This is a genomic window from Arcticibacter sp. MXS-1 (assembly GCF_041902385.1).
GTDB lineage: Bacteria > Bacteroidota > Bacteroidia > Sphingobacteriales > Sphingobacteriaceae > Arcticibacter.
Map to the genome: position 1 here is coordinate 4,520,268 of NZ_CP169244.1, position 24,650 is coordinate 4,544,917.

Sequence of the window (24,650 nt, forward strand, 5' to 3'; positions counted from 1 at the left end):
TCTCATCCCGTTTGGTTAGTACAACACTAAAGTATATAAAATTACTTAACATAGAAATATTTATTAATTTTTTTAATAAGTAAACACAGAACAGCGATATCCGTAGTTATATATAAAAATCCGAAAGAAGCGTGCTATCGGGTTAATAAGACCAAAAAAGCGGGACATATCAAATAACTTTCAACTAATTCACCAACAAAAAGACAACAAAGCCCCGCAAAAGCCAACCTATCCCGCCATTTTCTTAGCAAAAAAGCAAAAAGCATCTCTTCAGAACCACCAATTACCATAATTTCTTTAGAAAAAGCAAACAATTATTAATATTTATTCGAAATAGATCGGTATTTATGAATAATTAATAAAAAAACAATCAGAAAAACCCGAGAAACGCCGCCATTCTTACATCCCCATTCCCTTGTCTTAATATTTTAATATTTTGTAAAAAGTTCTCCCTTTTCGTGATATTTACATTAAAAATCACCGATGACTTTTTTTGAAGAATTAAACGACGCAACGATTTCGGGGGTGGCGTTCAAGAACGCCAATCTTAAGAAGGCCATCATATCTTACTTTGCTACGGTAGGCAGTTGCACTATTGCGGACCTTTGCAAGGAACTCAACCTTAGTGCTCCTAAAGTGAACAATCTTATTCTTGATCTTATCAGCGAAGGCCTGGTCAAAGATTTTGGAAAAGTAGATTCAACCGGAGGCAGAAAACCCAACGTTTACGGACTCGTACCTGAGTCTGTTTTCTTTCTCGGAGTAGACGTCAAGCAAAACCACGTCAACATAGGACTCACTGATCTGCAGAAGAGGATCGTCCATATGGTAGAAAATGAGCCTTACAAACTCAACAACGACCGGGAATCACTTAAAGAACTTTGCCGGCTCATCAAAAACTTCATCAAGGAATCCGGCGTTCCTAAAGACAAAATATTAGGCTTAGGGCTTAACTTGTCGGGGCGGATAAACTATTCAACAGGCTACAGCTATAGCTTCTTTCACTTCAACGAAGAACCGCTCAGTAAAGTCCTTGAATCGGAGATCGGTCTCAAAACCTTCCTGGAAAACGACTCCCGGGCTATGGCCTTCGGAGAATTCAGCGCCGGAGTTGTAAAACAGGAAAAAAATGTCCTGTTCCTCAATCTCGACCATGGGCTTGGGATGGGGATCATGATCAACAGCCAGCTTTACTACGGCAGATCTGGTTTCGCCGGTGAGTTTGGACACATTCCCATTTTCAACAACGAAATCCTGTGCCACTGCGGTAAAAAAGGCTGTCTTGAAACTGAGGCGTCGGGTTGGGCACTTACCCGGATCTTCAAAGAAAAAATAGAGAACGGCTCTTCTACTATTGTAACCAGCTGGGACCTGGAGTCTGAGCACATACAACTCGAGCACATCATCGAAGCGGCTATTAACGATGACGTTCTGGCCATCGATCTTATAGCCGAAATCGGAGAAAAATTGGGAAGAGGAATCGCGCTACTGATCAACATTTTCAACCCGGAACTAGTGGTCCTTGGCGGAAGCCTCTCGACAACTGGCGAATACATCAGACTACCCATTAAAAGTGCGATCAACAAGTATTCACTCAGCCTGGTAAACAGCGATACACAGCTGAGAGTGTCTGAACTTGGAGAAAAAGCGGGTGTTATAGGAGCCTGCCTTCTGGTTAGAAACAGGCTTCTGGACTTGTAGTCTGAACTCTTGCTGCGCTGAACGCCATGCTCAACCGACCAGCTACTTCTATTCCAGGAGGAATGAACTGGCATACGCATCCCCGCTCAATTGCCTGGATCCGGAATATCATAAAACCTGCCGCCCCTTTCTTAACATCCTCGCCAGATTCCTACTTAAAGCCGCTCCCTAAGGCATATTTTGGAGAAGCACGCCGGCCACTCACACATCCCACGAAAAAAAGAGGCTGAACGCACCTGAAATCCAGCCTCCCGTAGAGCTTATTTTAAATCAACCGGAACAAATATCAGTGGAGTCGGCAAGCAGGAGGCCCCCGGAGGAGAATAGGTCATCCTGATCGTATTTTCCCCACCGTCCTTAGCAGGAGGAAATACCTGAACTACAATAGCCTCAGGAGCTCCTTTTGTGGTCAGGCGGTCTGAAGGCAGCTTTACAATTCCTTCCTTAAACAAACCTTGGCTCACTATCATACTCGCAGCCATGCCGTTGCACCATTTATTATCCGAGGAGCGGGAGTTCCAGGTAAGCAAAGCCAAACCCTTTCCGTCACTGCTCTTCCATTTCAACTCGATATCATACATCACCCCGTAATTCCCTGCAAGCCTGGCCTGCTGGCCAGTACTTGCATCTCTTCCAATTATCCAGGGGTCCTGTTTCCCGTCGGCAAGCATGATCTGGGCGGCACCATTCTTCGTGTCAAAGACAGCGTTTGCGGTTACCTTATAATTGCTCACGCCGAACAGCCCCCTGCCGGCATTGCTGTGTCTGCTTGAGACCACAGCTTTCATCTTCTTGAAAGCTTCAGGACCTGGAGTCGAAGGGGCCGTTTGAACTACAGCAATCTCTCCCGGCTGATCAACTACGAATTCATAAAACCCATGAACCAGCTCGTTGTATTTCACAATATTTTTTTCGAGCTGCTCATCAATTGCAATAACCTGACCGGGCTTTACCGTCCTGATCTTCTCCTCCCCCTGCGAAGCAAAATAGTCGGCCAGCCCTTGCTTACCGATCTGAAAATAGTTACTACTGGGCTTCTGCGACGAATATTTCATCATCCTGATATGCATGTCGCTCTTTCCCGTATTTTTGATCACTGCCGTGATCTTGCGATCTATTTCCTTTGGCTCCTTAATGCCATTCACATTGTACACGTAAAGACGTACAGATCCCGGATTAACAGCCTCTTTTAAAGCCATTGCTTCCGGATCTCTTATATACTCCGGATCATCAGAAATGATATATTGCGGGCCAGGCAAGACCACCTTCTCGTAGTCGATAAAAGGTATTTTTTCGGTCAGAAAGCCGGGCAACTCCACAACGTTCCCCTGACGGGCTCCAAGGATCACTTCACCCTGACCGGGCTTCAGAACCTGCGCCTGACTCTCGCCGAGCATACAACCAACAAAAATACCGGCTGCAAACAACGACGCTCTTCTCATTTTTTTAGCTCAATTTTCATATTTCTTCTATAGTATGCGATCTAGCTTCCAGACATCAGGCTCTCTTAGCGAACTCCAATGTGATTCTTTCCCAACTTCCCGCTTATAAGGCCTCACTCAAGAAGGACTAGCAGGTTAATGAACGCAGCGAAAAGCCCCGAATAAAACCTTGCGTCGCGCGATCAACACACGTCAGCAGCTTTCCCGACCAATTACAGCAACAGCAACTCCCACACGTGCACCGGCCCTGTTCACAAATTCATCCCCTTAATCGGTTTTAACTCAGCACAGCCCCGCAAAGAAGCGAAAGAGTTCCAGACATTTATCGACCAGAAACGTCGCGGGTGTCCTCCATACCGAGCCATAAAACCAGCCCTGCTCTTCAGCTCACTCCACTTCTTCCTTATGAACTACAGGCAGTCCTCAATCCCTGATTCAAAAATGATCTGCTTGTCAGTCCCGGCAATGTTTTTCAGGCTGTTCACCACCCAATACCCCTCATAAGCCTTGTTCTCGGTAATAAAAGGGCCGAGCAATTCTGCAATCGTTGTTTTCTGTAATGCCGCGGCATCACAGATTCAAGACTCTCAAAGTATTATCCACATTCGACAAAACGCTGGGAGCTCTTTGCTAACGCAAGATATAACATTTATTTTATTAACAAACTTATATTTTTAATTTTTTTAAGAAGTAAAGCCGTTACAGGCCGTCCTTTTCTCAGAAAACTATTCCGGGCCCTTGGGGTTACAATAAGAAACATCAACTCCTATGAAAAAGCCAATTTCCAGAAAACAACATGGCGTCGCGGAATTCGGGTATATTCCGCTTGCAGCCGCCGCTCCGGAGCTGTTCGGCTTCTCGGGCCACCAGCGGGCAACTGTTTTGTCACGCTCTGTAGCAGCCGGGGTTCTTACCTCTGCCCTCACCACCCGGGCAGAATGGGGACTTTTTAAGCTTATTCCATTTAAAATACACCTTGCCGCAGACCTCACCGTGGGCCTGTTTATTGCCTCGGCTCCATTTCTTTTCGGCTTCGCCCGTAACAAGAGGGCACGAAACGCCTTCCTTGCACTGGGTCTTACCAGCATCGTTGTTCCCCTGCTGACGCAAAACGAAGAGATGACGCATGAGTAGACTGTTCATCCTTACACTGGGTTTCGCTACCCTGCTCATCCATCGGGCCAGCGCGCAATATACCGACAGCACCACCTATTACGCGGGGTATATCAGTACTGGCTCAATCAATAAAACAAATGACGGCGACTCCTACCTTCTTAATAATGCTGTAAAATTTGGGATAAGAAAGAAGAGCATTTCCCTCAACGCCAACAACAGCTGGGTATACGGAAAACAGGACAAGAGCCTTACGAACAACGATTTTTCTTCTTCTTTAGATTTTAATCTGTATAAAACCTTCCCTCATTTTTTCTACTGGGGGCTGGCTAATTACAATACAAGCTATTCGCTGAAAATCAACAACCAGCTTCTGGCCGGTGCGGGAGTAGCGTATAACCTGGTCGACCAACCTCAGGCATTGCTGAACATCAGCGACGGTATCCTGTACGATAAAAGCGATCTGCTTCTCGAGGACAGCATTCCCGACAGATATCACACTTTCCGAAATTCCTTTCGCTTACTCTTCAAATTCACCATCCGGAAGGTAATCACGCTGGAAGGCAGCAATTTCGTGCAGAGTTCACTGAACGATAAGCACGACTACATTTTCCGGTCCAACACCAGCCTCTCCGTCAAGCTGATTAACTGGCTTAGCTTTACTACTGCGTACAACTTCAACAGGATTAACCGTACAGGGCGACAAAACTCGCTCCTGAACTATGGACTAACACTGGAGAAATATTTTTAAGAGAAGCAATCCCTGGCGGGATTGCTATTTTTGAACAATGCTCGCTAAGGTCCTTCTAACAGCATCTGCAATTATTGTTCTTATACTGCTCAGGTCGAGAAGGCGCTGAAGCACGCGGCTTCCCATACAATCACTTCGACCGGGTAGCCAGAAACAGGCCGGCAATTCCTGTTAACAGCAATGCAGCAGCAATCTTACGCTTTGAAGGAGGCATGAACCGGCTCCAGCCTCCGCTGATTCCCGAGCCAAACTTGAGCGGGCGGAATATATTTCCGCTGGTAAGCGGAACATTGTCGGCCACGTTCAGGTATCGTTCAATCACCTTTGCAGTGATGGCCCGGGTAAGGCCCGGAAACAATGCATGTGATAGTTTGAGCACCACGGCCATTGATCCGACCACCACAGATTCCCTTGGCTTTTCGGCTAATGACACAAGCGCACGTGCCAGCTCTTGCGGATCGTATACAGGAGGTGCCGGCTTCAAATATCTCCCTGTGAAGTTAGCGGCGTGCTGAATCCCGGGAGTATCAAGGAAGGCAGGAAAAGCATCACAGATATGAATGTCGGGATAATTAAGCAACTCCCCGCGTAAAGCTTCGGAAAACCCGCGCAGCCCGAACTTGCTGGCCGAGTACCCGGTAGCATAGGGAACCGGAAACCAGCCCCCAACCGAGATGTTGTTAATCAGCACACCCTGTTTTTGCTCCTTAAAGTAAGGCAACACGGCATGGGCTCCGTGAATATAACCCATCAAATTGGTCTTGATCACCTGATCGATTACCTCTACCGGGGTATCTGTGAGGGAGCCGGCAGCAAGGACACCCGCGTTATTCACCCAGACGTCTATACGGCCATACACTTCAAAGGCTGTCTTGGCAAGCAGCGCAACCGCCTCGCTGTCGGTTACATCAGTAACCACACTGATCGCTCCTGAAGCGTCCACCTGGTTACATTCCTCAACCGTTTCATCCAGTGCAAAATCTCTTCGCCCCGCAAGCACGAGACGCGCCCCGGCCCTTGCAAATTCAACAGCAATAGCGCGGCCTGCGCCTCCGGACGCTCCTGTAATCACTACAGTTTTTCCGCTGATCCGGGTATTTTTCGTTGTAACTGTCTGTTTGTTCATAGTGTACAAGTAGTACCTCGCAGTTTGCAATATTTGCGCCAAACTGAACAAACGCCCGCAGGACCGCTGCTTTCGCATCAGGTGTTAGTATCGAGGCGACTCTAAGCCGCCAGGCATTCCGATATACCTCGACTTGTCTTGAAAATACTACACGGGGAGCATTTCCAGCGCCTAAGCTGCCCAGACTACAGCAAGCAGCTCCGTTCTCTTCCGAAGGTCTGTTTAGTTTTCAAAGCCGGCACAGACCGGTGCGTTTTATTTCAGCGATTCTGTTAAGCATAGTTTTCCAGTTATTTTTGATCAGTTAATTCTCTTTACAAATGCGTACCTTGCGTTAATGGACAAGACCTGAAAGGCAGGATTCGGTTCAGTGGACCTCTTATGAAACCGTTGGAATTAACTGCGTCCGTCTATACCCCAGCTACGTTCATCATTCGTAGCATGCTCTTCTCTGATTCGTTGCGAGTACGGCTTGCATGCGGGGTAAGTCCGGGTTGAGTCCGGGTTTTACCTTACAAAAACCGCAGTCAACCCGCACTCATCCCACCCACAGTCCGCACACGCTCAAAGCCTGGTACGTATCAAGTACAACGATGGTACGATACAGCATGATATAGGTCTCGCCCTAAGCAGGCTCTGCAGATCATTGAATTAATAGTAAAAAAACTATACAGGATAAACTGCTATTCCTGAAGCAACTATACAAACTAAGATCCCGATAGCAATTGAACTATACAAGCATTTCCTTATTTCAGGAGCCTGGCTCTTTTCATCTTTTTCAAGTGCGCCGTACTCGGTGGAGCCTTGCTTAAAAGTACCCCTGGCGCAGTTCTTGCGCATCGCGTTTAGATCCCGGCTGAATGCCTGCCTTACTTCAGCTCTCACTGCGTTTCCCGGAGAAAAGTCGGCTTTTCCCTCTCTGTAAGATCCCCATCGCAAAGCGAAACAAAGAGGATTCAAAAAGCATTTATTATGAAAAAAAGGCATGGAACGATTCGAGAAATATCTCTGGTGGCAAACCGGCATCATCTACCAAATTTATCCGCGATCCTTCCAGGATTCAAATGGCGACGGAATAGGCGATTTGCGGGGCGTGGCACAAAGGCTCGACTACCTTCACGATCTGGGGGTGACTGCGGTCTGGTTATCTCCTATCTACCCCTCTCCGATGGCCGACTTCGGCTACGATATTTCCGACTATACCGGAATCCATCCGCTCTTTGGTTCAATGGCCGACTTCGACATGCTGCTCCGAGAAGTGCACTCACGGGGGATGAAACTCATTCTCGATCTGGTTCCAAACCATACATCTCACCAGCATCCCTGGTTTGTGGAGTCTCGCTCGTCACGCCATAACCCGAAGCGCAACTGGTACATCTGGAAAGACGCAGGGCCTGAGGGCGAAGCGCCTAACAACTGGCTGAGCGTCTTCGGTGGCAGTGCCTGGGAGTGGGATGAACTGACGAGGCAGTATTACTACCACGGCTTTCTGAAGGAACAGCCCGATCTGAACTGGCGGAACCCGGAGGTTCAGGCTGCAATGCTCGAGGTGATGCGGTTCTGGCTGAATAAGGGTGTGGACGGATTCCGTGTCGACGTGATCTGGCACATGATAAAAGACGAGCAGTTCAGGGATAATCCTCCTAACCCCGATTATCAGCCTCACATGCCTACCTATGACCAGCTTCTGCCGGTTTATTCCACTGATCAGCCCGAGGTGCACGGTATTATTCGCAAAATGCGCGAATTGCTCGACAGCTATCAGGAAAGGATGATGATCGGCGAGATCTACCTCCCGATACCGAAGCTCGTGATGTACTACGGTGTGGATAACAAGGGCGCCCACCTGCCATTTAATTTCCAGCTGATCGACCTGCCCTGGGATCCCGTGAAGATTGCTTCCGCCATTGACCTCTATGAAGGATCTCTTCCTGCAAATGGCTGGCCCAACTGGGTGCTGGGCAATCACGACCGTATCCGCATTGCCAGTCGTGTCGGAATAGAACAGGCGCGCGTAGCGGCCATGCTTTTGCTGACCCTGCGGGGTACTCCGACCATTTATTACGGTGACGAGATTGGTATGCGCGATGTCCCGATTCCTTTTGAAGAAGTGCAGGATCCGCAGGGGCTGAATATGCCGGAGAAAAACCTCAGCAGAGACCCCGCCCGTACTCCCATGCAATGGGATGACAGCCCTTACGGCGGATTCAGCAAAGCCAGTCCCTGGCTCCGGTTAAACCGCTCATACACGCGGGAGAACGTGGCAGTCCAATCGGCAGACCCGTACTCCATGCTCTCCTTCCACAAAAAACTCATCGCTTTGCGGCAAAAAGAACCGTCGCTTATGGCGGGCGACTATATCCCCGTCCACTCAGACCGGCAGAGCATTGCTTACATCCGGAAAAAGGAGGAACATGGCGCATTCCTTGTTCTGTTAAATTTAAGTCACTGGCCCTGTTACTTCAATTCTCGGTCGCCTCTGAAAGGGATCATAGAAGTAGCCACCTCGCCTGAGCTCGAAGGCGAGGAAGTAAACGACCGAATTTCCTTAAGCGGAGACGAAGGCATTGTTGTTCGCATTCTCTGACGGAGCACACTGAAGGTAACAGCGCCGGACGGGCAGTTCCTGCCAGGCCCGGCGCTGCATTTTGAAGCATCCGAAACAAACAGAGCGATTAACCGCGATGCTTTTAGCTGCACTCCTTCAACTGTACTTTTAAACAATCGAGGCAGCAGAGCAATCACCCCTCATCATTTCAGTTGCATTCATTTAACTTCATTTTGAGACCTCCGGAACAAGCAGGGGCAATTGCTCCCGACGATATTTTCTGCATTCCTCCAACTGCATTTCGAAACATTTGGGCCAGGCAGGCAGCCTGATCATTAGTACTGTGATCCCGCATGCTTTGCGAAAAGAGTTAAAAAGACGGCGTTTCACAATGAAGTACAAGAACCCGCCAGTCCCCGGGATGCTGGCTGAGTTCCTGCTCGTACTGGCGCGATAGCTCACAGGCACGAACAGGATTCTCTAAGCCTCTCTGATTTCCTTCCCCCACTTGTATCAGGAAGGAAATCTGAAGGTTACCGGGAACGTCATCGCAAGGAGGCCAGACCTGGTGAAGTAACCGGAGGCCTTGAAACCTTCCCAACACCCCAGTTCTTATTTGGCTGAGGGCCCATCGTGAATTCAATGGTGCCTCCCCGTTCCAGATCACTCTGAGTTAAGAATGTCTTGCTATATGCCTTCCCGTTTAATTTCACACTCTGGATGTATGGGTTCTTCGCGGAAGCATTCTTAGTGACCACGGTAAAGTCCTTCCCGCCATCGAGATGGATCACCGCCTTCGCCAGTACCGGAGAGCCTATAGCGTAAACGCTGCTGGCGGGGTTAACAGGGTAAAAACCCATTGCACTAAAGATATACCATGCACTCATTTGTCCGCAATCTTCATTTCCTGAATAGCCGGACGAGGAATTATTATATAGCTCATTGAGAATGCGGGCGACATAGAGCTGGGTTTTCCAGGGTTGTCCTGCGTAGTTATACAGATAGGCGACGTGGTGGCTTGGCTCGTTGCCATGGGCATACTGACCAATAAAACCAGAGGCGTTTCCGTTCACTTCGCCCGGAAGGTCTTTAAGAGTAAAGAACTTATCCAGCTTCTCTATAAAAGTCTTATCGCCTCCTACCAGTGCAATCAAACCCTCCACGTCCTGGGGTACATACCAGAAATATTGCCAGGCGTTCCCTTCAGTGTAGGGATTGCCCCCGTTGCCCCCATACTGGAGAGGATTAAAGGGACTCACCCATTTTCCATCATCATTTTTTGCCCTGAAGAAGCCCGATTGCTTATCATACAAGTTCTTGTAGTACTGCGACCTCAGCATGAAGCGGTTATAGTCAGCCGCCTTTCCCAGCTTCCTGGCGAGCTGTGCCACACACCAGTCATCATAAGCCATCTCCAGCGTAATAGACACCGACTGCGATTGCAGGTTCTCGGGCATGTACTTGTACTTCTCCCACAGGTCAAAGGGAGAACCGGGGTGTATCCTTTCAGAAGATGCCTTGACGGCCTCATAGGCTTTGTTAACATCAAATCCTTTAATTCCTTTTAATGCCGCATCGGCGATGACAGGAATAGCGTGGTTGCCGATCATGCAATAGTTTTCGTCACCCCACAATTGCCAGATAGGAAGATAGCCGTACGTATCGTATTGCCTGAACATGCTATTTATACAGTCGGCTGTTCGCTCCCGCTGCAGCAGCGTGTAAAGCGGGTGAGCTGCCCGGTAGGTATCCCAAAGAGAAAAAGTTGAATAATGCTTCTTATTGGACGCATTATGAATAGTGAAATCAGTAGCCTGATAGTCGCCGTTCACGTCAGCCATGTTATTAGGCTGAGTAAAGGCGTGGTAAAGGCCGGTATAAAAAATTTGCTTCTGTTGGTCTGTACCTTCAATACTGACCCTCGCCAGCTCTCTTTCCCATTTTTCATCTGCCTTTCCGGCCACTGCATCAAAGTCCCATGCCGGATTTTCCTTTCTCAGATTTTCGCGTGCATTCTCCAGACTTACAGCCGACAGTCCCACTTTAACAAGCAAGGGCTTGCCGTCGCCGGGATTAAAGTCGAGCACCGATTTAACGTTCGTACCATTTACAACAGTTTCATTGTCATAGACACGCTGCCCGTTCACCATCTTCACCGAGCTGAGGGGACTGGAGAATTCGGCACGAAAGTACACCTTCCTCAGTCTTGCCCATCCTGTCAGCACACGGTATCCTTCTATGGTCCGGTCGTCAACCTTCCGTATTTCAGCGGCGAGGATCTTACACCACCAGTACGATCTTTTTTTATTGAGAGAATGATTCAGATCGATGATCACATGAGCAGGTTTGCCCGACGGAAAGGTATAGCGATGAAATCCGGTATGTTCCGTCGCGGTAAGTTCTGCATTCACATCGTAATCCAGAAGCCTCACCTGATAGTAACCCGGCTTTGCTGATTCCTGCGAATGGGAGAATCGCGACCTGTAACCACTGCCGGGCTTGTCGGCATCGCCGGGTGTGGTCTTTGCCTCACCTGTCACCGGCATAAGCAGCACGTCGAAAAGGTCAGACACCCCTGTCCCGCTAAGGTGTGTATGACTGAAGCCAACAATGGTCTTGTCATTGTAGTCATATCCCGAGGCAGGATTATCGGGGTTATCCTGCGTATCAGGACTCAGCTGAACGAAACCAAAAGGGAGTGTTGCTCCAGGAAAATTACTTCCTGATAAACTCGACTGGTCAACAGCGCCTGTCCCGATAAAGGGGTTTACGTATCGTGTCAGCGATTGCTTATCCTGGGCATTCAGGACTGTAGAAACTAAAAGCAGCAGAGCAAAGATCCTGGCGAAGGTTTTTGAGATGTCCATTTTAAGATTGGTTGATTATTACAACATTAAGGAATTTTATTCTCTTTGCTAAATCGATTTTCAACTATTTACTCAAAAAGACTCAGACCTCCCCCCGGGCAGTCTGCACTGCCCTGTTGCGAGTGGTTCAACTTCAGGTGTGGCGCCGGCGGTAAGTCCTCCTGTGCAGTCTGCACTGCACTGTCGCAGTGGTTCGAGTTCAGGTGAAGCGCCATTGAAAAGTCTCCCTGTTCACCCTGCACTACTCTGTTGCAAGGCAATGCTCATGGGCTCTGGCTGAGTGCTGCCGGATATCAAAAATGGATCGGAACAAAAGGGACATTGATTAAAGGCTGTTAAAAGCATAAAAGAAAGCACCGGCATCGTTCTTTCAAAAATCATGGGATCCGCTTCAGGCTGGCCCCTGAAAACCTGTGGCACTCAGAAGCTGTAGCCAATCGAAATATAGGGCAGTGATCCTTCGCGCGAGAAACCGACTGTTCCCTGAATCAGGATCAGCTCCGCCGGAATAATGTAAATGCCTCCGCCATACCCATGATGCCACTTTTCTGACTTTTCTCCGGGCAGCCAAACCCGGCCAGTGTCGTGGAAGCCAATGAGGCCGACGGTGCCCGGCAAGAGATAAGAAGTAAAGTGAAAAAGCCTCATGCGCAGGTCGAGATTATGATAGGCCATCGTCTTTCCTGTAAAGCGGTTGGTGTGGAAGCCGCGCATCGTTCTGACACCTCCAAGCTGCATTCTCTGGAAAAAGGCAGGATCGCCCAGGGTGGTGCCTCCCCCGACCCGGTTGGCAATGATGAGGGCGTCATCACCGGCATTCAAATAAAAACTCAGATCCGATTCAATCCGCGCGTACTGATTATGTGTTCCGTTTAACTGCCGCTTAGCGGTGATATGGGCATTCCACAGCACACCGGAAGATGGATTTGAGGAGTTGTTTCGGGTATCATACTGTGCCCCGCCAACTAAACCGGCATAGAACCGGTCTTCAAAAACGCGCTCGGAAGGATTTGACAGGTCAAAGCTCCTGAAAAAGCGACTGATATTATCCCGGTGATCACTCGTATAGAACTCAGCTCCCAGACCAGCATTTACGCGAAGATTCCTGGCCACAGAGCGGTTCAGGCGTACAGAACCGGTGAGGTAATCGAAGTAATTGCGATAGTAGTTGATGCCTCCTTCGTCGTGGCGTTTAAATTCGGTCCGGTTACCTAAACCAAAAAAATTGGTCACGTTGTTGGGTCCCCATGAGTCAAGATCAACGCTGAGATCGTTCTTGCCGATCACGCCCGTAAAGCGACCGTCGTAATTAAATATGTACGAATTCCTGCCGGTGGAATAGTTGGCCCAGAACTCATGCTTTACTGCAAAAGGTTCTTTTCTAAAGCCCTGCTTCTCATAGATCATTCCCCCACGCAGCTGGATGCCCTGGTCGATGTTATAGTTGACAAGCGCCATCGGCCCGAACCGGTCGTATTTAAAGGCCGTGCGATTGTAGGAATTGACGGAGGTGTCAGATGATAATCTGAGGCGCGCCATCGCTCGCGGGGGCAAATTATTCTCCCGCCCTGGCTGGTCGTAGATAAAGATCCGGGAGCGGTTTTTCACCTCGTCAGAAACGGCGTAGTCGTCCTTTTCGTCGCCTCCGATCAGGCGTACTTTAATTTTAGGCTTCCCCTTTCCATTTACAAGGAACTGGTCATTCCCGGCCATGCCGTAGATCCTCACTTCCGAGGTAATATCGGGCCTGAACGTCCGGCTATACAAAAGACGTCCTTTTGATCCATCCTTCTTCCGATTATAGACCGTCACTGCCAGCTGATGTTCAGACTGCTGATCAACCTCTACAATCTCGCTGCTCGCGGAAAGAGAGACGTCTGTGTAGATCGATATGAACCGGTAATACTCAAGGGCCGATTCAGCGAGGCGATCCCGCCTTCCCTTCATCACCCGTTCGAGCTCCTGGCCGTTTTGCCGGTAGATCGTGTCGGGCATCTGGCGCATGGCCCTGCTGATCAGTCCATCGGTGATGGTGTTCTGTACATAGCGGATCTCCTCTATCCAGTCGTCTTCGTCGAGTGCATTGAGGAAGTACCGGTCGAAATATCGTGCGTTGTAATTCCAGCCCTTAATGTCGCGGATCTTTTCCTGATAGGGCTGCAAGTTTGATTTGAGCCACTGATGGGACAGTATCCAGGGGAACACGCCTGTGGTTTTATAGAATACCTTATCGCGGTCGCGGGGAACGGGCGTGTAACTGGTCTCCTTTTTCTCCTTCCCGGGCAGCCAGCGCCAGTTGTCGTCATGCCGGTCCCAGTCGCCCACCAGGAAGTCGAGCAGGCGTGCTCTCAGAACCAGCTTCTGCTCTACTTTTACATCGTTATCTTTTGCCAGCTTCCGGATCACCTTTTCAGTGTTATCTGTCTTGTCTGCATCATCAGGCATCCTTTCTTCAAAAAGATAGACAGCATTGGCAAAGTCTTTCCTGTATTCGCCCAGTGCGGGATCATCGGCTACGTAAACGACTTCTGGACTGGCGTGGGGCAGTTTTAAAGCTTCGGCAAGCAGCGGCACTACCTGGGCGCCATAAGGATGTCCGGTAGACACCTGATCTTGCAAAATATCGCGGGCAATGGTCGGACGAAGATTTTCAGGCAGTCCTCTCTCCGGGTATTTCTGTATGGTACGCAATACCCATTCACGCCCTGATGCATCTTTGAGTCGCAGCGAGCGGGTCTGCATGCCGCCGCCTGTTTTAACGACAGAAAGCCCTCCTTTTTCAGAACCAAGTCGCAGCACCCGCATCTTCACAGGTGTCGCCCATAGCCTCCTGTAGTTTTCTCCAAGCCAAAACCGGTGTGAAGCACTTACTTCGTTATATCCCGGCTCTATCGCAATGGTGATGCTGTCGCGTTCCTGCCCCTGGGCAGAATGGCCGGCAAGAAGTGACAAAAGGAACGCAGCAAAAAGAAGAACGGCATAAAAGAGCCTCATAAACAAGCAGATGTTAAGGTGTTAAGTGTAAAGGATGCTGACGCGGAGGGCTCTTAGTCCCGACACGCCCTGCAGTTCTTCCAGGTCGAGAAACTCCAGTTCCCTGCCCAGGTACCCCTGTTCCTGTAGATAGGCAATATATTGCATGTACTCCTCTATCTCGCGGTCGTTAAAGTAAACAAGGGCAATCTTTCCCGGCTGGGTAAGACGTTCGTTGCTGTCTCTTACCAGTACTTTATCGATCCTCTTTTTAATAATCTCGTACCGGATATTATAGGCACCCTCCACATCGAAACGACGTTCATCGGTCCTGAAGCTGATGTCAATAGGGTTGGCATGAACGAAGATCAGATGGGTCGTATGTAAGGGTACTTCGATCTGAGAGAGCAGCGCATGCGTCTGCCTTGCTACTTCCACCATTGACTTTAGCTGCCATAGGCGGAGGTTCTTGAGATAAAGAAGATTAAAAGGCTTTTCGGGCGCAATGCTCTGCCCTATGTACACGTCATATTCCACACCATCAGTCCTGAACTTCTCGAAATAACAGGGATAAGACTCCTGAAGTTCGGGCTGGGCCTGATCGAAGTAGGCGTTTACAGTTGCATTAATGAGCCGCATGGAATTTTCCAGGGCCCTTCTGTGAGCAAAGGCCGTTCCCTGCTGCTCATCCTTTGCGGCAATAAACTCGTCAAGAATATCGGGTTTGCCCGGATTAGTGCTCTTAAAATGCTCCAGAAAAGGGCCCACTTCACGTTCGAAGAACAGGCCAAGAAGGATTTCATCGTTAGTGGTAATATTCCCGCTGATGCGATCGAGCCATTTTTCGGTGCGGAAGATCAGCTCATCGGTAAGACCCAGAGGCTGCAGCTCTTTCAGAAGCCTGAGGGCCCGGAGCAGCGTCTCAAGCAGCACTCGCGTATCCTCACGGAAGGCAGCATTGCGCTGAACAGTTGAGTCGCGTATATCAATTGCTCCATAGAGCGGATACACGTCACTGAAAGAAATAGTTTCGATTTCATGCTTCTGTCCGCTGATTTTCTTTTGCTTAAGATAATTCCAGGCGGCCTCATTAAACTTCCACTGAACCGCAGGCTGCAGAGACGTAAACTTTCTTTTAATCACGTCTTCCACGCGCACTCTGAACTCGTCAGCACAGTTCTGAAGCAGCTGAGCCAGCAAAGGAAAAGCGGGCTCAAGAGCCGACAAGATGTGTTCATAGGGCAGCACAACCTGCCTCGAATAAATCTCTATGACGCCCGCCAGATGCGCATTATAAAAGATGGGAACAACAGCGTACGACACAACGCCCGACTGCTTTAGTCCGGCCAGAAAGGGGAACTGTAAGGCCCGTTGCTCATCGAGCTCATCAAAAAACAAAGCCCTCGGATTCTGTACGTAGTGCTCTACCAGCGACTGGAACACCTCTTTTTCCTTTCCGGCACGGAATGCCGTCTGTATAAGTACACTCTGGGAACAATCGTTACTGTCGAATACGGGCTTGCCATTCAGCTTCAGGAAGGGCAGCAGGCCGAATTCAATCTGATTTTCACCTGATAAAGTCTTCAGGGAGTCAATCACCCGCTGGTGGCGCTGATTAGCTCCGTGAGCGGAATATTCAAGGATCGCACTGCGAATATTATCCAAAGCAAATCTGGGTGTGATATCGGTGAGGGTGATCACCGAGAAGCCCTGAAAGCAGAACAAGTCGAGGGGTAACAGCATTTTCAGCGTTTCCAGGCCGTCCATTTCATGAAGCCGGGGCTCAAGGCTTGAAAGATTCAGTTCGGGAAGCTCTCCCTTTGGCTCTACCTCTATAAAACGGGTATCAGCATGAATGCGGAAATAACGATTCAGGGAGGTGGAGGGATCCAGATAGGAATACACCATCTCATTCTTCATGCCGGTATGGATACCATAAAAACGGTCAAGAACAAGTGAATATGCATATTCCAGCTTGTAGCGAAGAACCCGTTCAATTTCCTCAGCCGATTTACTATACATTTCACGCGACCGCGGGCTATTAAAAAAATTGCCAAATGCGTCGGTGCAATAGAATATTTTCTTGGGAGAAGGGGTACTGATTGCCCATAGGAAATGCTTCTCGTCAGATATAGGCGGAGTGAGGCTGGCATAGACGAGCTCTAAAAGATCTGTTCGCGCGGCGGCGGTTTCAGCGCTCATGGGTTCAGCGAAAGAAGGGTCCTCTTCAAACCTGGCCAGCACTTCTTCAAAAAAGCGCTTCTTAACCGTCTTTTCCTCTGCGATCCTTTTCCTCAGAAAAGTGATGAACGGTTTGAAGGATAAGACCGAGTCGGTTGGCTCGGGCAGCTGGACGTCGTCCTGTATATGAAGAAGGTCTGTTTGCATTTTATAATTCCACTTAGAAAGTGCAAAAATACACAATCGCTATTTGGCTTTTTTGTCGAAGCGGAGGATAGTGCCCGGCTCCTGGTCGGTGCCTTCACTTGAAATGTACAGGTTCGACATATTATCGAAGGCAATGCCCTCAGGCTGAGGAAAGACAGAGGGGTCAAGCTTGTAAACCTCCCTCACGCTGAACTCCTCATCCGCTACAAGGAGCACCATGTTCACAGACGAGAGAATGTACCAGTCGCCGGATGACGGACTTTTGGCCAGTGCAGAGGGCCGAAGATTAAACTTTTTGCCCTTTTTAAGTGCAGGAACCTTGTCGAGTGATATGGTTCGTGTTTCATTTTTGTAGAGGCTTCCATCGCGCGCAATGCTTAAGATATGCACCGTAGCAGACCCGCTCTTTTTATCGTCAGGGCATTCCTTGCAAAGCACATACATCCGTTCCATGCTATCGTCTGCAAAAAGCCCTTCATACTCGCCTTTCGGGACGAGACCGTCTAACTCAACGGGCTTAGTGGGCCTTAAGCCGCGGTCGAAACGGAAGCACAAAATAGTGCCGTCGCTTCTCAGGACATAGGTTCTCCCCTTGTAGAAGGTCACGTCTTCATAATCGCCTTTTTTGCCAAACCTGAACTTGTCGGACGTGCCGCTGCGCTGATGGTACAGGAACAGGATGCCGTCCTCATCCTGCTCAGCAAGGATGGTGGAGGGGTCTCCCTCAACAAAGGTAATTCCGGAAATTTCGCGTAATGCTGCAGGCATCTTCATGACCTGGGGCGCTCCGAGGTCGTAACCGCGGGGCGAGCTCACGCTCTTCTTCTGCTGCTTCTGTCCACAGGCAAGAAGGGCACACAGAAGCAAAACACAGGATACGGGATGTATAAAACGCTTCATCTGAAAGTTAAAAAGCATAAAACTAATGTTCTTCTTTTAAATACCAAGATGTTTGAAAAATGTTCGATAAGACGCTATGCTTCAAACTTGTTAAGGTTCAGCTTAAACAGCAGCATGAAATAACGGCCAAGCCGGTTACTGCGATTGTCGAGTATTGCATTGCTCTGCACCGTCCTCCTCACACTCGTATTCTGATTGAACAGGTCGAAGCCGGAAAACCGAAGAGCTCCCCGCCTGTTTTTCAGAAACTGCTTTTCGATAAAGCTATTGAGGATGAACGGATTGGTTCTGCCTGCGCCAGTAAATCCACGGTTGAAGTTCTTATCGGCCTCCAGGCCAATGAGCAAGCTCGGCGTGATATTGAAGCGCCCCCCGGCGCCAAGCCCCCAGGTGGACAGTTTCTTGTTGCTGTACTCCTCCAGCGAGTACCGGTTCCTGTTAAACGTGTAAACCACCGAGGGGTAGAACTCCAGTTTGTCGGAAGGATTCACCTGCATGCGGACCGCCTGCGAAATGATGAGGTTGCGACTGCTGATCCGTTCAAAATTACTCATCGAGACGCCGTGGTTGTAGTTTACGGAGCCGTTCAGATCCACAATGTATTTGCGGTCTTCCGTGGGCAGGGAGAGATTATATACTCCTCCAAGGATAAAGTTTCCGTTTACATTCTTAAACAAAGTCTCCTGAGACACAATGTTATCCTCTCTGGTAATCAGCACCGTGTTCGACACTACCTGGTCCTGGATGAACGCTCCATTTAATGAGGCAAAAAAGGTCTTTCCGCTTCCTGCAGAAAAGGAGCTGTAATTGATATCGAAGTTATGCCAGAGTTCCGACTTCAGAGTGGGGTTACCGGTAACGGGGTATTGAGGATTACTGACGTCGGTTACAGGCTGAAGCTGCAGATAGGTCGGCGGGTTACTTGTGGCGGCGTAATTGACAGAAAAAGACCGCTCTGCCGATATCAGGTAGCTATAGTTAAAGTCGGGCACTACATTGAGGCCGCGTCGGTTAATATCAATATTCCTGCTGATGGATTGTCCTGAGAGTAACGTCGGCTGAACACTCAGCCCTACTGTATATGAGTGCCTTGTACCGTTATAACGATATGAAATATTGACTGTATTAGTAGTAAACGAGTAGTTATAGCGGTTATTAAGAGAATCAACTTTCCGTCGCCAGTCGAGCCTTGTCTGCCGGTCGTTCAAATAGCTGGAGTAACCGAATATGTAGCCTACCTCTACCCTGGACTTGTCGCTGATCGGTTCAATATATGATATCTGAACAGTGGTACCAAAGCTTTCGTTCTCATTCCGCATGAACTGGCGCTGCACAGAGTCCTGATTCAGACGTCCCTGATTATCATAGAAGAGCATCAGGGCAGTAACATCCTGTTCTGTAGTTGTCCAGCCATCTCTTACCGTTAGCTCGCCATACAAATTCCGGCCTGTCTTCCCGAACTTATGATTGGCAACCACCCTTCCGCTGACCGTAGGCACGTAGGAATACTGATGTTCACTGGAGATCTGGTGCAGGCCATCGGTGAGGAAGTTATAGATCTGCTTATTCTGCCTCAGCACCGAGCTCCCATCCATGTCTTTCCTGTTCAGATTGAGCACCGGTGCAACCTGGAAGAAGTTTACACTATCTTCGTACTCCACCGTCCATTGCATCACGTGGTTATAACTGATGGTCTTATTTGTGGTGGTATCGTTATTGAGGATGAAGGTATTGTCGGGATAGATATTCTGTCTGAAAGTCTCAGAGAACAACTTGTTTATATTCTTGGCAAAGTTGTAACTTCCATAGGAGCTCAGATTCTTATTATATTTTTCCCTGTAGTTGAATCCGGTAGCCGTGATGGTATTTAACCCCCTGTCGCTCCCTGCAAGTGCGTAAGCAGACCCCGGTATGCTTGCATTATTATTATTGAGGTTGCCATAAAAGGCGGTCTCCCGGTTGTTATTAAAGTAATTGCCCATGGCAGAAAGCTGATATCGGCCCTCGTCGCCTTTTCCTGCCGTCGCGTTTCCAAAATATCCCTTACGCAGGTTAGCCCAGGTCTTAATGTTGATGATTTTCTGGTAGCGTCCGTCGGGGTCGCCCGTCAGCCGTGCTTTGTCTCCATAATCATCAATTACCTGGATCTTCTCAATGAGGTTAGCCGGAATGTTTCGGATAGCTGTCTCCACGTCGCCCCCGAAAAAGTCCTTGCCGTTTACCTTCACCCGGGTGATCACTTTTCCCTGGGCAATCAGTGCTCCCTCCCTGTCGAAGGTAATGCCGGGAAGCTTTTTAAGAAGATCGATGGTAAAGGCGTTCTCCCGAACCTTAAAATGCCTGGCCCGATACTCAATGGTGTCTTTCTTAATCACCACAGCCCTCCTGGCGAGGATTGAGATCTGATCGAGTTCATATGTCTGTGGTTCAAAGCGGAGCGGGTCCAGGAACACCAGGAACTGTCCCCCGTCCAGCTCATACTCCTTTTCTATGGTCTGATAGCCGAGGTTGGAGATGGTGAGAAGAAAGCGCAGTGAGGTAACTCCCCGCAGGATAAACGTTCCCTGATCGCCGGTTTTTGCAAGGAGGGTATCAGTTGTGGATGTGAGCTTCACCGTAGCGCCGCTTACGCCGGTACCGGTAGTGTCGTGCAGCACACCGCGCACTTCAAACCTGCCCTGGGCACAGATTGCGCCCGCAGATATCAGTAAAGTAAGCAGTGTAACGAATGCCTTCATTCATGTTCGTTTAAAACAGCTCCCCGGCTGCACTCAGAAACAGGGAACCGTCAGGAAACACGACTGCCGCGATGGAGGAGCCGCATTTACATATCCATTAAATAAGAAGGTAAAAATGAGCAAATTGCAATAATACTTATGTCAGGTTTATCTAGTTCCGGATCTGATTATCGGTTTTGTCATATTCCTGCCGGCTGCCTTTTTATCCATCAGCACCAGCTCTTTTACAACGCTGAAAGCGAAAAAACCGTATAGCATGTTCATTTATATTTTTAGAGTTACCCAGCGATGGGAGGAACAGAAAACAAGGATTTTCGGCCTCCATCTTTTTGCTAATGTAGTATTTTTTATATCCAGTCAAAAAGAAAACAGACTAAATATGTAAATTGACCCGCTGTAAAAACGTTCATAACAAACGTTTCGATTTATGGCTCTGAATTACGTCTGGATAGCATTTTTTATCATTTCATTTATTGTTGCCCTCATTAAACTGGTCTTCTTCGGAGACACAGAGATCTTCCAGAAACTTGTTGAGAGCCTCTTTGATACCACCAAATCATCCGTAATGGATATTGCCCTCCCGCTTGCGGGAACAATGGCATTCTGGCTGGGGATCATGAACATTGGAGAGAAAGCCGGTGCGATCAATTTTTTAAGTCGCATTGTCGGGCCTTTCTTCAGCCGGCTCTTCCCCGAGGTGCCGAAGAACCATCCGGCAACGGGACAGATGCTGATGAACTTTTCCGCCAATCTCCTGGGACTCGACAATGCAGCCACGCCTTTGGGACTGAAGGCGATGGGCAGCCTGCAGGAGATCAACCCTTCAAAAGACACGGCCTCTAATGCCCAGATCATGTTTCTGGTGCTTCATACATCGGGACTGACGATCCTGCCGATATCCATCATTGCACAGCGGGCAATCCTGAACGCTGCCGACCCAACCGATATTTTCATCCCCTGCATCATTGCCACCTATGTAGCCACTGTAGCAGGGCTCCTGATTGTTGCTATTTGGCAGAAGATCAACCTGCTGAACCGGGTGATCATCAGCTGGCTGCTCGGTCTCACGGCTTTTATCGGGCTCGTTGTCTGGTATTTTACCGCCTACCTCAGCAAGGCTCAGATCAGCGAAGTTTCAAAAGTGGTGAGCAACGTCCTGCTGTTCCTGATCCCCGTTGTCTTTATCCTGGGGGCAATCAGAAAGAAAGTGAATGTGTTTGATGCCTTTGTGGAGGGAGCCAAAGGAGGCTTCGAAACATCGGTGAAGATTATCCCCTATCTGGTAGCCATGCTTGCAGCGATCAGCGTTTTCCGGAACTGCGGCGCTCTTGGCTATATTGTGGATGGCTTCAAATACATCTTCAGCATGTTCCAGATGGACACACGCTTCACAGATGCGCTGCCTGTTGCCTTGATGAAGCCCCTGAGCGGCTCCGGAGCGAAAGCAATGATGATTGAAACGATGACCACCTTCCATCCCGACTCATTTGTAGGAAGACTGGCCTGCGTTTTCAATGGTTCAGCCGATACAACATTTTACATCGTGGCGCTTTATTTTGGTTCCGTAGGAATCAAGAAAAGCCGCTACGCAATTACTGCCGGCCTCTTTGCTGACCTGGCTGGAGTGATTGCTGCAATACTCATATCCTATTTGTTTTTTGGTTAATTTAGATACTATGTCAACTAAAACGATTGCCCTGATCGCCCACGACGGACGGAAGGCAGAAATGGTAGCCTTTGTGAAGGACCATTATGAAATCCTGCATAAGATGAAGCTGGTAGCCACCGGCACTACAGGTTCTTATATCCAGCAGACCGGTCTGGAAGTGACGCGGAAGCTGAGCGGCCCTCAGGGAGGTGATGCGCAGATTGCAGCCCTGGCTGCCGAAGGCCACCTGAAAGCCATTATCTTCTTCCGTGATCCCCTGGGGAAACATGCCCATGAACCCGATGTACAGATGCTGCTTCGCGTTTGCGACGTCCACAACGTGCCTCTTGCTACTAACCCAGCCACCGCCAAATACTTACTGATGGGAATTGCCGGGGAGGATGGTCTATGAAGAAAGCATTAGGTTTCGGTCTTATCTTATCAGTTTGCATGGTGCAGGCACAGGAAAAAATGACTCCTGAACTTTTATGGAAATTGGGAAGAGTGTCAGGGGAAATGGTCACGACTGATGAAAAAAGCGTCCTTTTCAGCGTCACCCAGTACAACATGGACGAGAACAAGGGAGAACGTAACCTGTATGCAATACCGGTGACAGGCGGAAGTCCCCGCCAGCTTACGACAGAAGCAGGCGGAGAAAGCGTAGTTCATATCGGCGCACAGACCGGCCGCATTACCTACCTCTATAAAGGGCAGCTGTGGACAATGAATGCCGATGGCAGTGGTAAAAAGCAGCTCACAGACGAAAAAGAGGGGCTTAGCAATGTCAGAGTATCGCCTGACGGGAAACATATCCTGTTTTCAAAAGAAGTGCCGATTGTAAAAGTGCATAGCACCGATCGCTATCCCGAGCTCAAAAAATCAGACGCCTATGTGTTCGACGACCTCAACTATCGTCACTGGGATGCATGGGAAGACGGCAAGTTTCAGCATATCTTCTATGCAGAGTTCAATAATGGTAAAGTAGGCGAAGCGAAGGATATTATGAAGGACGAGCCCTATGATTGTCCTCAAATGCCATTCGGCGGCTCTGAAGATGCAATCTGGAGTCCTGACGGGAAGTTTATCGTCTATGTCTCCAAGAAAAAGTTCGGCAAGGATTACGCCCAGAGCACCAATACCGACATCTATTTCTACGACCTTCAGTCGGGCAGGACAACCAACCTCACCGAAGGGATCATGGGCTATGATACCAATCCTGCTTTCAACAAGAGCGGCAGCCGTATGGGCTGGCTCAGCATGGATGAGGACGGCTACGAGTCTGACAAGAACGATGTGCTGGTATATGACTTCAAGACCCTCAAGACTCATAACCTCACAAAAGACTGGGACGGCACCGTGGCTTCCTGGCGCTGGAGCAATGACGGATCTAAGATCTATTTCGTTGCAGCAACAAAGGGGACGGAACAGCTTTTTGAGATTTCGGGGCTCTCTGACCTGAACAAGTTTTCAGCGAAAAACATCAGGCAGGTAACAAAAGGACAGTTTGATATTAATGGGATTGTTGGTCAGGCAGGCGGTCAGCTAATTGTAACGCGGACCGACATGAACCATGCGGCCGAGCTTTATAAAGTTGATTTAAAGTCGGGTGTTGTTAACCAGCTCACCTTTGTTAATAAAAGCATTTACGACCGCCTTGCGATGAGTAAGGTAGAAGAAAGGCATGTTAAAACAACTGACGGCAAAGACATGCTCGCCTGGGTGATCTATCCGCCCGACTTTGATCCTGCAAAGAAATACCCAACCCTGCTGTACTGCCAGGGAGGACCGCAGTCGGCCCTTAGTCAGTTTTACTCCTTCAGGTGGAACTTCCAGCTGATGGCAGCAAACGGCTACATTGTTATTGCTCCTAACCGGCGCGGAATGCCCGGACATGGCGTGAAGTGGAACGAGGAGATCAGTGGCGACTGGGGCGGTCAGCCTATCCGCGACTATCTTTCTGCTATTGACGACATTGCCAAAGAGCCTTACGTAGACAAGAACCGGCTTGGAGCTGTAGGTGCAAGCTATGGAGGATACTCGGTTTACATGCTGGCGGGAGTACACGAAAACCGTTTCAAAACCTTCATCGCTCATGACGGGCTGTTTGACCTGAGGAGCTGGTACGGCACAACAGAAGAATTATGGTTCGCCAATAAAGACATAGGCGGCCCGTACTGGAGATCAAACCCGCCGGCAAGTTATAAGAATGCGAGCCCGATTGAACATGCCGATAAATGGAATACGCCGATTATGATCGTTCAGGGAGGTATTGACTACCGGGTGCCGGTAGAACAGGGCCTTGAGGCCTTCCAGCTCGCACAGCTGAAGGGTATTAAGAGCCGGCTGCTTTATCTGCCCGCTGAAAACCACTGGGTAGTAGGCGCACAGAATGCCATTGTCTGGCAGCGTGAGTTCTTCAAATGGCTGAAGGAAACGTTGTAGACTAAGAGGATTA

14 protein-coding genes are annotated in these 24,650 nt (G+C 49.1%); 7 read left to right on the forward strand and 7 right to left on the reverse strand.

Annotated features, from left to right (window positions below; genetic code table 11):
• Positions 1 to 483: 483 nt before the first annotated feature.
• Positions 484 to 1,701, forward strand: a complete 1,218-nt coding sequence (locus ACES2C_RS19645; RefSeq protein ID WP_374164752.1) for an ROK family protein — start codon at positions 484 to 486, stop codon at positions 1,699 to 1,701.
• Positions 1,702 to 1,961: 260 nt separating this feature from the next.
• Here the strand turns inward: ACES2C_RS19645 and ACES2C_RS19650 are convergent, their stop codons facing one another.
• Entirely contained in the window at positions 1,962 to 3,143 is a 1,182-nt protein-coding gene (locus ACES2C_RS19650) for a copper amine oxidase (RefSeq protein WP_374164753.1), read from the reverse strand.
• A 768-nt stretch (positions 3,144 to 3,911) separates the two neighbouring features.
• Here ACES2C_RS19650 and ACES2C_RS19655 point away from each other — a divergent pair.
• Complete coding sequence (locus tag ACES2C_RS19655) at positions 3,912 to 4,277, forward strand: hypothetical protein (protein WP_374164754.1); 366 nt, start codon at positions 3,912 to 3,914, stop codon at positions 4,275 to 4,277.
• Entirely contained in the window at positions 4,270 to 5,007 is a 738-nt protein-coding gene (locus ACES2C_RS19660; protein WP_374164755.1) for a DUF481 domain-containing protein, read from the forward strand. The genes ACES2C_RS19655 and ACES2C_RS19660 overlap by 8 nt, the downstream gene beginning before the upstream one ends.
• A 130-nt stretch (positions 5,008 to 5,137) precedes the next feature.
• Here ACES2C_RS19660 and ACES2C_RS19665 read toward each other — a convergent pair whose 3' ends face one another.
• Positions 5,138 to 6,133: an SDR family oxidoreductase gene (locus tag ACES2C_RS19665; RefSeq protein ID WP_374164756.1), complete on the reverse strand. Its 996-nt coding sequence runs from the start codon at positions 6,131 to 6,133 to the stop codon at positions 5,138 to 5,140.
• A 985-nt stretch (positions 6,134 to 7,118) separates the two neighbouring features.
• On the opposite strand from ACES2C_RS19665, the gene ACES2C_RS19670 reads away from it, so the two are divergent.
• Positions 7,119 to 8,720: an alpha-amylase family glycosyl hydrolase gene (locus ACES2C_RS19670; protein ID WP_374164757.1), complete on the forward strand. Its 1,602-nt coding sequence runs from the start codon at positions 7,119 to 7,121 to the stop codon at positions 8,718 to 8,720.
• A 506-nt stretch (positions 8,721 to 9,226) separates the two neighbouring features.
• On the opposite strand, the gene ACES2C_RS19675 is transcribed toward ACES2C_RS19670, so the two are convergent.
• From ACES2C_RS19675 to ACES2C_RS19695, 5 genes are all read right to left on the reverse strand, one after another.
• Complete coding sequence (locus ACES2C_RS19675; RefSeq protein ID WP_374164758.1) at positions 9,227 to 11,548, reverse strand: GH92 family glycosyl hydrolase; 2,322 nt, start codon at positions 11,546 to 11,548, stop codon at positions 9,227 to 9,229.
• A gap of 420 nt (positions 11,549 to 11,968) precedes the next feature.
• The gene (locus ACES2C_RS19680; RefSeq protein ID WP_374164759.1) at positions 11,969 to 14,542 is read right to left on the reverse strand and encodes a BamA/TamA family outer membrane protein; all 2,574 of its coding nucleotides are present in this window, start codon (positions 14,540 to 14,542) and stop codon (positions 11,969 to 11,971) included.
• 21 nt (positions 14,543 to 14,563) lie between these two features.
• Positions 14,564 to 16,909 carry a GAF domain-containing protein gene (locus ACES2C_RS19685; RefSeq protein ID WP_374164760.1) on the reverse strand — a complete coding sequence of 782 codons (2,346 nt, stop codon included), beginning with the start codon at positions 16,907 to 16,909 and terminating at the stop codon, positions 14,564 to 14,566.
• A 39-nt stretch (positions 16,910 to 16,948) separates the two neighbouring features.
• Positions 16,949 to 17,809 carry an SdiA-regulated domain-containing protein gene (locus ACES2C_RS19690; protein ID WP_374164761.1) on the reverse strand — a complete coding sequence of 287 codons (861 nt, stop codon included), beginning with the start codon at positions 17,807 to 17,809 and terminating at the stop codon, positions 16,949 to 16,951.
• 74 nt (positions 17,810 to 17,883) lie between these two features.
• Entirely contained in the window at positions 17,884 to 20,547 is a 2,664-nt protein-coding gene (locus ACES2C_RS19695) for an outer membrane beta-barrel protein (protein ID WP_374164762.1), read from the reverse strand.
• Positions 20,548 to 20,974: 427 nt separating this feature from the next.
• Between ACES2C_RS19695 and ACES2C_RS19700 the strand changes: the two genes are divergently transcribed.
• The 3 genes from ACES2C_RS19700 to ACES2C_RS19710 are packed head-to-tail and all read left to right on the forward strand — an operon-like array spanning position 20,975 to position 24,637.
• Positions 20,975 to 22,213 carry a nucleoside recognition domain-containing protein gene (locus ACES2C_RS19700; protein ID WP_374164763.1) on the forward strand — a complete coding sequence of 413 codons (1,239 nt, stop codon included), beginning with the start codon at positions 20,975 to 20,977 and terminating at the stop codon, positions 22,211 to 22,213.
• A gap of 10 nt (positions 22,214 to 22,223) precedes the next feature.
• Positions 22,224 to 22,607, forward strand: coding sequence for a methylglyoxal synthase (locus ACES2C_RS19705; RefSeq protein ID WP_374164764.1), 384 nt, complete (start codon positions 22,224 to 22,226; stop codon positions 22,605 to 22,607).
• Positions 22,604 to 24,637 (forward strand): prolyl oligopeptidase family serine peptidase, encoded by a 2,034-nt coding sequence (locus ACES2C_RS19710; protein WP_374164765.1) that lies wholly within the window; start codon positions 22,604 to 22,606, stop codon positions 24,635 to 24,637. Before ACES2C_RS19705 ends, ACES2C_RS19710 begins: the two co-directional genes overlap by 4 nt.
• The last annotated feature ends 13 nt before the right edge of the window (positions 24,638 to 24,650 follow it).